Origin of the sequence: Frankia sp. R43, assembly GCF_001306465.1 — a bacterium.
GTDB classification, from domain to species: Bacteria; Actinomycetota; Actinomycetes; order Frankiales; family Frankiaceae; genus Parafrankia; species Parafrankia irregularis.
This window is the reverse complement of sequence record NZ_LFCW01000006.1, coordinates 394,055-408,353: the sequence shown is the minus strand read 5'-3', so window position 1 is coordinate 408,353 and position 14,299 is coordinate 394,055. Positions and strand designations below refer to the sequence as shown.

General features: G+C 71.2%; 12 protein-coding genes. 5 read left to right on the top strand and 7 right to left on the bottom strand.

Annotated elements, in window-relative coordinates:
• Window positions 1-25 precede the first annotated feature (25 nt).
• Together ACG83_RS26180 and ACG83_RS26175 are read right to left on the bottom strand one after the other, a co-directional pair.
• Window positions 26-694: an aminodeoxychorismate/anthranilate synthase component II gene (locus ACG83_RS26180; RefSeq protein WP_054568898.1), complete on the bottom strand. Its 669-nt coding sequence runs from the start codon at window positions 692-694 to the stop codon at window positions 26-28.
• Between the two features lie 115 nt (window positions 695-809).
• Window positions 810-1,829: a DUF881 domain-containing protein gene (locus tag ACG83_RS26175; RefSeq protein WP_054568897.1), complete on the bottom strand. Its 1,020-nt coding sequence runs from the start codon at window positions 1,827-1,829 to the stop codon at window positions 810-812.
• Between the two features lie 333 nt (window positions 1,830-2,162).
• Between ACG83_RS26175 and ACG83_RS26170 the strand changes: the two genes are divergently transcribed.
• Window positions 2,163-2,429 (top strand): cell division protein CrgA, encoded by a 267-nt coding sequence (locus ACG83_RS26170; protein ID WP_006538545.1) that lies wholly within the window; start codon window positions 2,163-2,165, stop codon window positions 2,427-2,429.
• A 161-nt stretch (window positions 2,430-2,590) separates the two neighbouring features.
• Here the strand turns inward: ACG83_RS26170 and ACG83_RS26165 are convergent, their stop codons facing one another.
• Entirely contained in the window at window positions 2,591-4,513 is a 1,923-nt protein-coding gene (locus ACG83_RS26165; protein ID WP_054568896.1) for a glycoside hydrolase family 15 protein, read from the bottom strand.
• A gap of 200 nt (window positions 4,514-4,713) precedes the next feature.
• On the opposite strand from ACG83_RS26165, the gene ACG83_RS26160 reads away from it, so the two are divergent.
• Window positions 4,714-5,160 (top strand): PH domain-containing protein, encoded by a 447-nt coding sequence (locus ACG83_RS26160; RefSeq protein ID WP_054568895.1) that lies wholly within the window; start codon window positions 4,714-4,716, stop codon window positions 5,158-5,160.
• A 46-nt stretch (window positions 5,161-5,206) separates the two neighbouring features.
• Here ACG83_RS26160 and ACG83_RS26155 read toward each other — a convergent pair whose 3' ends face one another.
• On the bottom strand, window positions 5,207-5,980 hold the full coding sequence (locus ACG83_RS26155; RefSeq protein ID WP_054568894.1) for a rhomboid family intramembrane serine protease: 774 nt from the start codon (window positions 5,978-5,980) through the stop codon (window positions 5,207-5,209).
• 60 nt (window positions 5,981-6,040) lie between these two features.
• Between ACG83_RS26155 and ACG83_RS26150 the strand changes: the two genes are divergently transcribed.
• Window positions 6,041-6,481 (top strand): hypothetical protein, encoded by a 441-nt coding sequence (locus ACG83_RS26150; RefSeq protein WP_152991523.1) that lies wholly within the window; start codon window positions 6,041-6,043, stop codon window positions 6,479-6,481.
• Here ACG83_RS26150 and ACG83_RS26145 read toward each other — a convergent pair.
• Window positions 6,459-6,986, bottom strand: a complete 528-nt coding sequence (locus tag ACG83_RS26145; protein ID WP_054568892.1) for a peptidylprolyl isomerase — start codon at window positions 6,984-6,986, stop codon at window positions 6,459-6,461. The two genes, ACG83_RS26150 and ACG83_RS26145, sit on opposite strands and share 23 nt — an antisense overlap.
• A 347-nt stretch (window positions 6,987-7,333) precedes the next feature.
• On the opposite strand from ACG83_RS26145, the gene ACG83_RS26140 reads away from it, so the two are divergent.
• Complete coding sequence (locus tag ACG83_RS26140) at window positions 7,334-8,044, top strand: hypothetical protein (RefSeq protein WP_054568891.1); 711 nt, start codon at window positions 7,334-7,336, stop codon at window positions 8,042-8,044.
• A gap of 71 nt (window positions 8,045-8,115) precedes the next feature.
• Here the strand turns inward: ACG83_RS26140 and ACG83_RS26135 are convergent, their stop codons facing one another.
• Both ACG83_RS26135 and ACG83_RS26130 read right to left on the bottom strand, forming a co-directional pair.
• Window positions 8,116-9,870 (bottom strand): FAD-dependent oxidoreductase, encoded by a 1,755-nt coding sequence (locus tag ACG83_RS26135; protein WP_235498189.1) that lies wholly within the window; start codon window positions 9,868-9,870, stop codon window positions 8,116-8,118.
• Between the two features lie 130 nt (window positions 9,871-10,000).
• Window positions 10,001-12,220, bottom strand: a complete 2,220-nt coding sequence (locus tag ACG83_RS26130) for a hypothetical protein (RefSeq protein ID WP_054568890.1) — start codon at window positions 12,218-12,220, stop codon at window positions 10,001-10,003.
• Window positions 12,221-13,224: 1,004 nt separating this feature from the next.
• Here ACG83_RS26130 and ACG83_RS26125 point away from each other — a divergent pair.
• Entirely contained in the window at window positions 13,225-14,298 is a 1,074-nt protein-coding gene (locus ACG83_RS26125; protein WP_054568889.1) for a universal stress protein, read from the top strand.
• Window position 14,299 lies beyond the last annotated feature (1 nt).

Below are 14,299 nucleotides of genomic sequence, written 5' to 3'. Positions count from 1 at the left end.
GCCACCGCCGCCGGCTCGGCCGTTCTCAGGCGAAGGCGGCCAGACGCAGCGTCTCGACCTCCGCCGAAAGGGCCGGGGCGAGCCGCCGGGCCGCCCCGCCGTCACCGCAGGTCTCCAGCCAGCGGGCGAGCATGAGATGACCGCCCTGGGTCAGCACCGACTCGGGATGGAACTGGACGCCTTCCAGCGGCAGCTCGCGGTGCCGCATGGCCATGACCACGCCGCTTTCGGTGCGCGCCGTCACCTGGATCTGCGCGGGCAGGGTGTGCTCCTCCACCGCCAGCGAGTGGTAGCGCGTCGCGGTGAACGGCGAGGGCAGGTCCGCCAGCACACCGACCTGCTCGTGATGTACCACCGAGGTCTTGCCGTGCAGCAGCTCCGGCGCCCGGTCGACCGTGGCGCCGTAGGCCACCGCGAGCGCCTGGTGCCCCAGGCAGACGCCGAGCAGCGGAAGGCGACGCTCGGCACAGGCGCGCACCATCGGGATGCTGACCCCGGCCGCCTCGGGTGTCCCCGGGCCCGGGGAGAGGAGCACGCCGTCGATACCGAGCCCGTCGAGGCCGTCCAGCCCGTCGAGGGCGGCCGGGTCGATCTCGTCGTTGCGGCGCACCACGCACTCCGTCTCCAGCTGGCCCAGGTACTGGACCAGGTTGAACACGAACGAGTCGTAGTTGTCGACGACCAGGATCCGCATCGGACCTCCCACAGGCACCGCACCGCGCAAGACATCGCATCGCACCGCGCCGCCAGCCGGCAGGTGCTGGATCCATCCTGCCGCACGCTCGGCGCGTCCAGCCCCCGCCGGCGGCTCAGGGTCCGGTCAGCGATCCGCCGGTGTACGCGGGCAGCACCAGATCCGCCTCGGAGGTGACGCGGTAGCCCAGGCCGTAGGCAGCTACGTAGTCCCGGTAGAGCGCCACCCCCGGATCCGTGTCCAGCACGTTCCGCAGGGCGCCCGGATCACCGATCGCGCTGATGCGGAACGGGGGTGAATAGACCTGGTCCTCCAGCAGGAGGGTGTTCCCCACGCAGCGCACCGCCGTCCGGGGGGTCACCCGCTGGCCCATGATGGCCATCGCCTCCGCACCGCCCGACCACAGCGCGTTCACCACGGCCTGGACGTCCTGCTGATGCACGACGAGATCGTTCGGGCCGGGGGAGGGAACACCGGCGGGCAGCGGCCCGCCTCGGCTCTCCCGCGGCGCGTCGTCCAGCTCCACGGTCACCGCCGGCCCGCGCACGGCCGTGAGACCGACCTGCGCCGCGAGATCCGCGCGCCGAAGCAGCGGGTCCACCGGCGCGGCCGGGGCGGTACCGGGGACGGGAGCAGGGACGGTGACGGAGGGCTCCGGCTGGCCCCCGACCGGCGCCGGGGACCGCGTCGGTGCCGGCTCGGACGGCGCCGACGCTGGCGACCCCGGCGCGGACTCCAGCGCCTCCCGGTCGGCCCGGACCCGTTCGGACTCCTCGTCCAGGCGACGGCGCTCCGCCGCCACGAAACCCGCGGCGTTCAGCACCCCCGTTCCCCCGGGCCGGCCGCTCCGGGGCGCGCTGACCGCCTCCGCGACCACGACGGCGACCACGACGGCGACCAGCGCCGCCGCCAGGACCCGCCACCCGGCCACGGCGCGCGCGTTCCCACCGCGCTGGCCTGAGCTGCCGCTCTCACCCCCGCCGCCGCTCTCATCCGGGTCTCTGCTCTCATCCGGGTCGCCGTGCTCGCCCGGGTCGCCGTGCTCGCCCGAGCTGTCACTCTCGCCCGAGCTGCTGGCCTCCCCCGGGCTACTGCTCTCGTCCACGCCGCCGCTCTCGTCCGCGCCGCCTGTCATGTCGTCCGTCGCGTTTCGGGCCTTTCTGTGTGGCGCCGCCGGGAACCGGCCGCAGCTGGCAGGACGTCAACCACCGCGATTCCCCGCCGCAGGTTACGCCGCGTGCCACACCTCGCACACCGGCAGGACCACGCCGGGCATGGCGCTGGATGCTGCAGTGCCAGGGCCTGCCGGGCTACGGCGGCGGCATCATGACATCTGGCGCAGACATGTCGGCCGTGCCCACAGCTTCCGCACGGTCACCCTGTCTACCCTGGTGACGAACTTCGGAGATGACGTCGACCAAGCGACCCGGTCGGCGCGCCGTGTGAACCTGGTCACGAGGAGCTCGCAGTGCCCGAATCCCGATCCCGGAAGCCGAAGAAGTCGACGGCGACTGCCCCCGGGGGCAGTACCCGCGCGCCCAAGCGCAAGCCGCCGTCGCCGCCCTGGTTCGGCGCGATGATTCTGGCGTTCTTCCTGATCGGGATCGCCTACCTGCTCGTCTACTACTTCTCCAACGGCGGCGTGCTGGGGATGGAGAGCCTCGGCGGCTGGAACATCCTCATCGGGTTCGGGTTCGTGGTCATCGGCCTCGCCGTGTCGACCCAGTGGCGCTGACCACCCGACGACTGCCCGCTGTGCCAACGGTGTGACTTCCACGCGTGTTGTTCGTCCACAACCGTTGTCCACAATGTGGATATCCAGTGCCTCGAGCCCTTATGCCCGATGTGCCGGCCCCTCCCGGTGCCCGGACCCGCTGCGTCCGGAGCTGCTGATGGTCAGCCGGCGGAGGACGGCCGTGTGTACGAATCGCCGTCCTCCGCCCTGATCACATACATGACAGCGTTGATCAACGCCAGGTGGGTGAAGGCCTGCGGGAAGTTTCCCAGGTGCCGGCCGTCGGCCGGGTCGATCTCCTCGGCGTAGAGATCCAGCGGGCTCGCCAGGCTCAGCAGCCGTTCGCAGAGCTGGCGGGCCCGGGTCACCTCGCCGATCTCCACCAGGGCCGAGACCAACCAGAACGAGCAGATGAGGAACGCGCCTTCCTCGCCTGCGACGCCGTCGTCGGTCTGGTCCGTCCGGTAGCGCAGCACCAGGCCGTCGACGGTCAGCTCGTCCGCGATGGCGAGCACGGTCGCCTTGACCCGGTCGTCCGTCGGCGGCAGGAAGCCAAGCAGGGGCATCAGCAGCACGGAGGCGTCCAGCGCGGCCGAACCGTAGTACTGGGTGAACACACCGCGGTCGTCGACGCCCTTGGCCAGCACGTCCGCGTGGATCTCCGCGGCGATCTCGCTCCAGCGCTCGGCGGTGGTGTAGTCACCGCGCATCTGGGCGAGGCGCCGCCCACGGTCCAATGCCACCCAGCACAGCATCTTGGACACGGTGAAGTGCTGCGGCTTGCCGCGGACCTCCCACATGCCCCGATCGGGCTCCCGCCAGTGCTCCGCGGCAGCCTCGACCAGCCGGACGAGCACCGGCCACAGCCGCTCCGACAGGTAGTCCCGCGAACGTGTGTGCAGGTAGACCGAATCGAGGATGACACCCCACACGTCGTGCTGGCGCTGCTTCGCCGCCTCGTTGCCGATCCGGACGGGCGTGGCACCGTCATACCCGGACAGATGTCCGAGGATCTCCTCGTCGATCCGGGGCTCCCCACCCACCCGGTACATCACCTGGATGTCGTCGGCGTTCTCGGCGACGTCCGCGATGAAGGAGAAGAAGTCGTTGGCCTCGGAGTCGAGGCCGAGGGTGTAGAGACCCCAAAGCGCGAACGTCGAGTCCCGGATCCAGCTGTACCGGTAGTCCCAGTTCCGTTCCCCCTGCGGGGTCTCCGGCAGCGACGTCGTCGCGGCGGCGAGCAGCGCGCCGGTGGGGGCGTAGGTGAGGCCCTTGAGCGCCAGGGCGCTGCGCTGCAGGTGCTGGCGCCACGGGTGGTCCGGGAACGTCCCGCGCGAGAGCCACTGCCGCCAGAACTCGGTGGTGCGCTCGACGGCCGCGCAGGCCTGCTGGTAGCTGTCGGGCAGCATCGGGTCCTCCGCGCGCCAGGTCAGCGCGACGAAGGCGGTGTCCCCCTCCCGCAGGGTCGTCCTGGCCAGGGCCCGCCGGCCGTCGAAGCCCAGCCGCAGGTCGGTGCGCAGCCGCAGGGAGAGCAGCGAGGACGGATCGGGGTCCGAACCGGCGTGGGAGATGACCCCTGTGGAGTAGTCATTTCCTTCGTAGCGCCATGACTCGGGGCTTCTGCCGTAGTCGAAGTTGGGTTCGCAGACGAGGCTCAGATCGACCTCTCCGTGCTCGCAGCGGGCCAGCCGCAGCAGGACGTGGGCGGCGTCCCAGTCACCCGGTGTGCGGCGGTGCGTCTTGGAGCGCCGGTGGGTTCGATGCCACCGATCGACCACCAGGCAGTCCGTGACGATGAGCCAGCCCGTCGGTGTCTGCCATGTGGTCTCCAGGACGTTGGTGCCCGGCAGGTACCGCCGCCCGGCCGGGATGAACGTCCGATCCGGACCGAAGCGAAAACCGCCCGCGGCACGGTCCAGCACGGCACCGAACATGCTCGGCGCGTCCGGTCTGGGCACGCACATCCACTCGACGTTGCCGCTCGGGGCCACCAGGCAGTTCGACTCGCAGTCGGAGAGGAACCCGTACTCGGCGATCGGCGGGAAGGGACTGCCCCCACCTCGTCGCATCGGTATCTTCGCCACCGTTCCCCCTTCACCGGTCCGGACACCCGGAACGACCGTCGCAAAACGGCCGCAACTTTCAGTAAGGCTAAGAACGCGAATGGTAATCACGGCGTCATGCGGCGCAAGCGCACGTGCCGGGACGTCGGCAAACTGACACCGTCACCGGGCACCCTGAGCGAAGGACGCTGAGCGAAGGGCACCGGCGAAGGGAGCGACCGATGACGCCGGCCGAGCTGTCCTGGTCCCCTCCCCTGCTGCGCTGCGCCGGGTACGCCGTGGGAGGCCTCGTGCTGCTCGTCGTGGCGGCGGTGGCCGACCTCGCCTGGCGGGTCGCGTCGCTGGACAACGCGGGGCGCCTGCTCGTCGGCCTGGTAGGCCTGGGCCTGGTGGGCCTGGCCGTGCGCGACGCGGTGGCGCGGCCGGCGCTGCGGCTGACGTCCGGCGGCCTCGACCTCGTGGACGGGCTACGCCGGCGGCACCTGCCCTGGGCGGCGATCACCGGTGTGCACGCGTCGGCCCTGAGTCACGGCCGGCGCCTCGTGCACGTGCGCACGCTGGAGATCGAGACACTTGACGGCCCGGTGTTCCTCAGCCGCCGCCAGCTCGGCACGGACCCCACGCCGATCGCGACCATCATCGAGGAGCACCGCGCGCGCCTCGGCTGACCTCCACCGCGCGCGGCGAGCGTCCCGGGCGCACGCGGCGAGTGCCCTAGACCGGCAGCCCCAGCGAGGACGTCTTCACGACCGCCGCCACGAAGAGAACACCGATGAGTGTCAGCACCGCGGCCGCCTGGGCGCCCCCGCGGCGCGCCGGCAGGTAGGCGTAGATCGCGCCGACGATGGTCCCGGCCACCAGCCCACCGATGTGGCCCCAGCGGTCGATGCTGCTGAGCGAGAACGTGATCGCGAAGTTCAGCACGATCAGGATCAGGATCTGGGTGGTGTCAGCCCGCATCCGGCGGGCGATCACATAGAACGCGCCGAAGAAACCGAAGATCGCGGTCGATGCGCCGAGCGAGCTCGTCTCCAGGCCGTTCACGACATAGCTCAGGACGTTCCCCCCGACCGCGCCGGCGAGAAACAGCCCGATCAGCCGAAGTCGCCCGACGACCGCTTCCAGCTGGTGACCCATGATGAACAGCGCGTACAGGTTCACCAGGATGTGCAGGAAGTTCCCGTGCAGGAAGGCGGCCGTGACAATCCGGTAGTACTGGTCGTAGAAGGCGATGTCGACGCCGCTGAGCAGGAAGTCCTGGCTGAACTGGTTGAGGTTGTTCCCGCTCCGGTCGAGCCCGGGCAGGCCCTGCAGGACGTAGGCGACCGCGCACAGGCCCATGAGCACCTGGGTGACCAGCCCCTGCCGGCCCCGCCCGACCCGGCTCCCGAAACCCGGCCTGCTCCGGCTGCCGGACCGAGCCGTGCCAGCGCGCCCGGAGCCGCCGGATTCCTCCGGGCAGTGAAAGCCGACGGCCGCCGGCCGCATGCAGTCCGGGCAGATCGGTCGCCCGCATCGCTGGCAGGAGACGTACGTTTCGCGCTCCGGATGCCGGTAGCAGTGCGGCTGCTCCAAGGAGCCGGGCTGACCAGCCTGACCCGGCTGACCGGACTGACCGGGCTGGCTCCAGGAGCCGGGCTGACCAGGTTGGCCCGCAGGGCCGGGCTGGCCCCAGGGCCCGGGCTGACCGGACAGACCGGGCTGACCGGGCTGACCGGGCTGACCGGGCTCGTTCGACGGAGTCGGCTGGCCAGGCAGAACGGCGCCCCCGGGCGGGATGGGCCCACCCCACCGACCCGGCTGATCAGGCGCGGGAACAGCGCCGGGCGAGACCTCCCCGGAGGATCCCGCCGTGACCGGGCCCGACTCGACACCGCCACCGCCGGGCGGCGACGGAGTCACATCCCGCGGGCCGGCCGGGGCACGGCCGCCGTCACCCGCCGACGGTTCGGTCACGGCCGGACCCTCAGACGGACCGACGGTCGATGACGATCTCCTGGATCACGACGTCCGTCTTCGGACGGTCCTGCGCGCCCGTCTCCACCTTGCCGATCGCGTCGACGACCTCGGTGCCCCGGGTGACCTCGCCGAAGATCGTGTGCTTGCGGTTCAGCCAGTCGGTGGCAGCCGTCGTGATGAAGAACTGGGAGCCGTTGGTGCCGGGCCCCGCGTTCGCCATCGCGAGCAGGTAGGGCTTGTTGAACTGCAGGTCGGGGTGGAACTCGTCCGCGAACTTGTAGCCGGGGCCGCCACGGCCGCTGCCCAGCGGATCCCCACCCTGGATCATGAAGTTCGGGATCACGCGGTGGAAGATGGTCCCGCTGTACAGCGAAACTCCGTTCTTCTTCTCACCGGTGTTCGGGTCGGTCCACTCCCGGCTTCCGGTGGCGAGCCCGACGAAGTTCTTGACCGTCTTCGGCGCGTGATCGGGGAACAACCTGATCTCGATGTCGCCCTGAGTCGTGCGCAGCGTCGCGTACAGCTCCTCGGCCATGGCCTGCCTTCTCTCCGTCTTCGTCTTTCATCACGTACCGCTTGTCTCGCCCGATCGTATGCCGCCCCACCGAGCCGCATCGGGCACGTGGCGTGCCAGCTCCGGGCAGTGAGGCACCATCCGCCCGACGGGTCCACCGGGGACAGCACCGGGCATGTGTCGCAAGCGTAGGTGACACGGCACGGTGGGCCGCCGCGGTTGTAAGAGCCGGCGCACGGGGTACGGGAGACTGCACAGATCTTGACGGAGCGCTTCACCCGGTGGGGCTCCCACCACGCGCACGCCCTCACCTCCGATCGCGACACCCGACGACGCAGTCAGACGACGCAGTCAGCGGAAGGGAACCCATGAGCACAACACTCAAGGACAGACTGGCGCACGTGACGGACAGTGCGCCGGTGAGCGGGCTCCCGGGCGCCGCGCGCACCGTGGCCGACCGCGCCGGTGTCGCCGCGACGAAGGCCGCTTACAAGGCAGGCAGTACGGCCGGTTCCGCGGCGCATGCGACACGCGGTGTGGGCAGCACCCTCGCGCACCGGGTCACCGACGTCTCCTCCACCGGCGGCGCCGCGGCCAGCAAGGCGGCGGGGCTCGCGGCCGGCAAGGCCTCCGACGTCTCGGGGCGGACCTCGCGGCGCATCGAGAAGGCACGTACCAGCGCGGAGATCTCCGCGGAGCGCGCCCGGATGGCCACCGAGCTGCGGCTCGAGAAGTCGCGCTCACGACGCGCGATCCGCTCGGAGTCGAAGGCCCGCGAGCGGGCCGACCGTGCGCAGGAGCTGCTCGAGAAGCGGCTGGAGAAGGCGGAGGCACGGCTCGCGCGGGTGCACCGGCGGCGGCGGCGCGAGTTCGTCGCCCTGTTCCTGCTCGCCGGGGGTGCGGTCGCCGCTGTCGCGGCGCGCCGCTACCTTTCGTCCGGCGACGAGGCGACGATCACCGCCGAGCCCGTTCCGCCGGTGCGCAGCAACATCACGGACGGGGTCGGGCCGGAGGCGACCTCCGGGCTGGAGGAGATGCCGGGTGTGGACGCGATGACCGAAGCCGGCCGCCGCGTCTGAGCCTTTTCCATCTCACGGTCAACGGCACAGAAGCCGCAGGTCCCGAGTCGACGATGGAAAAAGCTCGCTGATCACCCGACGTCGTAGCGTCCTGGCGCGCCCGCCGGGACAGCCGGGTGGGCCGGTGCGACCGGGGCGATCCGCCGATATGGTGCGCCCAGCTCCGGGCGCGGGTCGGGTTCGCCCCGGTTCGGCCAGCAGGCCACGGCCCGCTCGGCCATGGCCGTGATGGTCAGGGACGGGTTGACCCCCAGGTTCGCCGGCACCGCGGCACCGTCCACCACGTGCAGGCCCGGATAGCCGAACACTCGATGATACGGATCGACCACGCCACGCGAGGGATCGGTGGAAAGTACCGCGCCGCCGAGAATGTGCGCGGTGATGGGGATGTCCGCGAGCTCGGTGATCGCGGTGCCGGGCTGGCCGCCCATCCGCTCAGCGACCAGCCGGGTGGCGCGGTTGCCCTCCGGAATCCAGGTCGGGCTCGGCTCGCCGTGCCCCGGCCGGCTGGTCAGCCATGAGATCCCGAACGGACCACGGCGCCGGCGGACCGTCAACGAGTTGTCCCGGGACTGCATGACGAGAGCGATCATGGTTCGCTCCGACCAGCGCCAGGGCAGGGTGAGCAGGAGCCGCTGGGGGCGGCGGGCCACGGTCAGCAGGAACTTCACCCAGCGGGGCGTCCGCCCACCGCCGTCGGTCATGGCGGTGGACAGCAGCGCCATGAGGTTGCTGCCCCGGCCGTAGCGCACCGGCTCCACATGAGTGTGATCGTTGGGATAGAAGGACGAGGTGATCGCGACACCGCGGGGAATCCGGCTGTCCGGCCGCATCTTGCTCGCGCCCAGGATCGCCTCGGAGTTCGTCCTGGTCAGATAGCCCAGCCGCGCGGAGAGCGCAGGCAGTTGCCCCTCGTCCCGCATGGCCAGCAGCAGGCGTTGGGTACCCAGGGCGCCGGCGGCGAACACCACCTGCCGCGCTCTGAATCGGCGGACGTCGTCCCGGCGGCGACGACCGCCGCCGGTGCGCACGGCCTCGATCTCGTAGCCACCGTGGCCGTCCGGACGAACAGCGCGCACGGTGGTGTCGGGCACGATCCGAGCGCCGAGACGCTCGGCCAGGTACAGGTAGTTGTGGTCCAAGGTGTTCTTGGCGCCGCGGCGGCACCCGGTCATGCACTCGCCGCACTCGACGCAGCCTGTGCGGCTGGGCCCGGCGCCACCGAAGTAGGGATCGGGGACTGTCACCCCCGGCTCACGCCGGCCATCTCGCCCGAAGAACACACCGACGTCGGTCAGACGGAAGGTGTCCGCGACGCCCAGATCACCCGCGACCGCCTGGAACACCTCGTCCGCCAGGGTCGTCGACGGGTTCCGGGTGGCACCGAGCATCCGCTCGGCCTGGTCGTAGAACGGCGCGAGCTCTGACCGCCAGTCAGTGACGTCGGCCCACTGTGGATCGCGGTAGAAGGCCTCCAGCGGGCGGTAGAGCGTGTTCGCGTAGACGACGGAACCGCCGCCGACAGCCGCCCCGGACAGCACCAGCACCTTGCCGAGCAGGGTGATCCGCTGGATGCCGCGGCATCCGAGCCGGGGCATCCACAGGTAGCTACGGAGGTCCCAGCTCGTCTTCGGCAGGGTCGCGGGGCTGAACCGCTGACCGGCCTCGACCACGGTGACCTGGTAGCCCTTTTCCGCGAGCCGAAGTGCGGCGACGCTGCCCCCGAAGCCGCTGCCGATCACCAGGACATCGCAGTCAGCCGAATCCGGGACGCCGCCCGGCCCCTCGACGGCCGCCCCTGCACGTTCGGTCCCGTCACCGCCCATGTGCCCCATCATGCCGCCGGAGTGCTGAACGTCGCTGGGAACCCGCCGAGGAGGCCCGCGCCGCCCTCAGCGCCGCGCCGCCCTCAGCTGCGCGACGTCATGGGGACCGCCGGCCTCGACAGCCATCCGCTCAGGGTTCCTGAGCGGGGTCCTCCAGCGGCTCCATCGCCGACTCAAGATCGAGCGCCGGTTGTTCCTGCCGCTCCGCTACCTCCCACTTCTCCTGCGCCTGCTGTTGCTCCTGCTGCTCGCGCTGCTCCTGTGCCTGCTGTTTTTCCAGCGCTTCCTGCGCCCCGGCCTCCGCCGCGGCCACGATCGCCGCCAGATCCGGCGGCGGCGGCAACGCCTGCGGCGTCGGTAACGGAAGCGGATCCGCGGGGGCGCTGGAGTTCACCGACGTCGACACGGGTGGGGCACCCGAGCCCCGCGCACCCGTCCTGCGTGTGCCCGCCTGGCCGCCCTGGGCCGAGGGCCGCCGAGGCGGTGCGGCGGAGCCGGGAGAGCCTCCGGCCGGGCTGCCGGCGGACGCCGCCGCCGGCCTGGTGGTCGCCGAGGTCGTGACCGCTCGCACCGGACCAGGCGGTGAGCCCGTACCACTTCCGCTTCCACCCGCCGCGGACGCACCTGCTGAACGTGGCGCGGGCCGAGCGGACGACTTCGGCTTCGATGGCCGGTCCGGCATGGCTCGCCAGCCGAGGCACGACTTGCAACTGCATTCGGTCACGCCCAGCGGCAGGCGGTCCATACGCCACCGAATGTTGTCCACAACCCCGCCGTCGTTCACCCAGACACCGTTGGCGACGAAGTTCACCAGATGGGTGGCCAGCTCGACCGGCGCCCAGTTGCTCTCGCAGAGCACGTCGAACACCTTCTTGTGCAGCTCGGCGAAGTCCTCGGCCGGGCAGCGCAGCATGTTCGCGAGGATGTCGATCACCTGGCGGGTGGCTGTACGGATCTCCTCCATGGCGGGATCCGGTTCGGGTTCGGGCTCGGGCTCGGGCTCGGGCTCGCAATCAGCCTCGGCCTCCGGCTCGCGATCGGTCTCCGGCTCGCGATCGGTCTCCGGCTCGGGCGCGGGAGTCGGCTCCCCGGGGGTCGGCTCGGGGTCCGGTTCCAGCCTGCCTGCCGACCCGGGCGGCTGCCCGCCCGACTCGATCGACGACCCGAGTGCCACCGGGCCGGATACCAGCGCTGCACTGCCGCCGTCTTCGGCTCGCTGGGTCTCCGCCGCTCGCGGCACGTCGGCCAACAGCGACGTCGGACCGGCGAGCGGCGAACCAGCATTGGTTCGTGGCTCGGTGTCTGCTCCCGCGCCGAACGTCACCGCGCCGGCCGACGAACCGCCGGCCGTGACCGCCGGCGTCGTGTCCCCCACGACCGGCGAACCGCCGGTCGACGCCGCATAGCCGGTCAGGCCGGCCGAGCCGGAGACCGCGTGCAGGTGCCCGGCCGCAGCAGGCCCGGGCTGGCTCCCCGGCGCCGGGACCACAGTGGAGCCCGCCGAGCCGAAGGGCACGTAGGCGGTCTCGCCGACAGCGGCGGCGCGCTCGTCGTAGTTGGTCTCGGGCCCCGCCGCCGAACCGGTGGGAGCGGCAGCACCACGCCCCATGGCGGCGGGCGACTGCATGGCCGCCGCACGCGGGTCCGTCACAGCCGCCGGCTCGAGGTTTCGCGGCTTGCGACGGACCCGGACGACCCCACGGCCGGCCGAACTGTACGTCGCACGCTTGCGACGCCGTAGCAGCGCCGGCCGCTCGGCCGCCGTGCCCGTGGGGAAGTCATCTTCCAGGGGCGGCGCAGCCTGGATCGAAGGCCGAGGCGACGCCGCAGCCTGACCCGACGGCGTGGGCGACTCCGCCCGGCCGGGATCCGCGAGGCCCTCAGCCGGACCGGGCTCGCCAGCCGCGCGGAGGTCGGCACCCGAACCGGATCCGACAACCGGACCGGCGAGGGCGATCTCCCCTGCCTGCGCGACCGTGCTCGGAACGCTCAGCAGGTACCGTGCAGGCCGGCCCGCCGCAGGACGGATGATCGTCACCAGCCAGCCCTTGGCACGCAGGGCCGACAGCTGGCGCTGGGAGTGGGTGCGGCTGAAGTTGGTCATCCCGCACAGGTCCGGCAGGCCTGGCGACGCGATGTAGGACCCGCTGGGCGCAGGCGGACCCGCCGGGCTGGCAAGGTTGGCGACCAAGGTGGCGACGAGCCGCATCGCCGGTGTCACGCCCGAGTTGGCGTTGAGGACGGCCTTTTCCCAGGCCTCCACGTCCGCGACGGGTACTCCTCGGTCAGGAGTGCAGACCATCACCAGCGCGCCGGGAATGAGCAACTGGGTCGTGGCGTCGGATTCCACGGTTCCTCCTTCCCTCCTTCCTGGTGGCCTGTGGTCGCCTGGTGCGCGGGGCACTGATGCCCCGCCAACTCCCGTGCCCGCGACCGGGTGGTCACGCAGCGACGACTGCCGGTCGGCGCGTTCGATGGTCTTTGCTATCAGTCGCGGAGGGCCTCCATGGCGGCTAGATCGCGTTGTTCTGAGGTCTCACCGTTGTCCGATCGAATTTTCGAGCAATTGACTGTCGCGTGCGTATGACTCCGGGCACGCAACACCATCACCCGAGAGCGGGTCTCGTCGAATGCAGCATTGTCATCCGTAACCAGCCGGGGCTTCTCAGTCAGCCCCGAGGGAAGAGACAACGATACGCGGGCCCTCGGCCGGACCCGCACGCTACTCCGCCGCACCACGGGACACGCCGGCCGCAGTCACCCCCCGCCCACACGGGGAACACAGTCTGTTCATCACGCTCACGGCCAGCCACGATGCCAGCGCGCCAAAATGCCGGGCCGGCAGCCTGAGAAGGCAACTGGAAGTACACAATGAGCACACAGCCGCCGGCATCCCAATGGACGCGGATGGCCCGGAAAGCTGCACCCCGGATGACTCCCGCGCAGCACACCGGTGCGGAACGCGCAGTGCGCGCGGACACAGAGAGATCACAAAGCGGAGCGCGCACGGCCGCACACGCCCGGCGGCGGTACGCCTGATCCGAGGCGGTTTTCTCCGATAATCGCCACTCGAGAGTACACACGTAACACAACGATGAAGATCTAAATACGCAATCATCGACACACACCCGTGGTGCCACTCACCACAAAAGCGACAACCGATTGACGCTCGGCCCGGTTGCTGCGCCCAGGCCGAAGCGTCACTGGCCACAGCCACCGGCCAGAGCGGCCAGAGCGCAGCATCGCCCGCAGGTTCCACTCAGGCAGGCCGGGTAGGTCCGCCACAGGGACCGTGCCGGCTCGGGGTCAGCCCTGTGTGCCGGCCCCCGTCATGTCATCGCGGGAGGGAGCTCCATGACCGACGACATCCGAAGCAGCCGGCGCGTCGGCGGCGTCGCCTCCACCCGTGACAGCAGCGCTTCCAGCGGTACCGCCAAGACCGACATCGTCGTCGGGATCGACGGTTCACCGGGATCCGAGTCCGCGCTGCGGTGGGCGATCGACGAGGCCGTCCGGCGGGGCGCGCGGATCCGCGCGGTTCTCGGGTCATGCGCCGGGGAGCAGCCACCCACGGTTCGCCGCTCTGCCGAGGCAGTCGCCGGCCCGCATGACAAGGAGGCGCTGGCCTGGGCCGCCAGCCAGATCCTGCATGAGGAACTCGACGCCGTGCCGATCCCGACGGGACTCGACATCGTCGAGGAGGTCGTCGACGCTTCGGGCACCGAGGCGCTGCTCACCTCCGGCCGGGACGCCGCGATGATCGTTGTCGGTACGCGAGGCCGTGGGCTGCTTCATCGCCTCCGGATCGGGTCGGTGAGCGCCTCCGTCGCCGTGCACTCACCGGTGCCTGTCGTCGTCGCCCGCACACGCCGGCCGTCGGATGACGCCGAAGCGGGCCGCGCTGACTCCTCCGACAGCGGGCCCACCGGACCCGCCGGCCCAGCGCCCGCCGGCTCAGCATCCGAGACCGAGGCGGACGCAGTGCACCCGGTGGTCGTCGGGGTCGACGGCTCGCCGAACTCTCTCGCGGCACTGCGTTGGGCGGCGAGCGAGGCAGCGCTGCGCGGCGCACCGCTGCATGTCGTGCACGCCTGGCTCGCGGCGATCCCGCTTCCGTTCGCCGAGAGCTCGGCCGAGATCCTGCCGGCGCTCGAGGATCAGGCTCGGCATGTACTGGACGAATCGATCGAGGCAGCCCTCGGCACCAGCGAGACCACGGACACGCGGAAGGTACGGGAGATCGACGTTCACAAGCTGCTGGTGGCGGCCTCCGCGACTCGAGCCCTGCTTGATGCGAGCCGGGACGCCGATCTGCTGGTCGTCGGGGCACGTGGCAAGGGCGGGTTCGCCGAGCTCCTCCTGGGCTCGGTCAGCCATCAGACGATGCTGCACTCGGCCGCGCCGGTCGCCATCGTCCGGGACGTCTGAC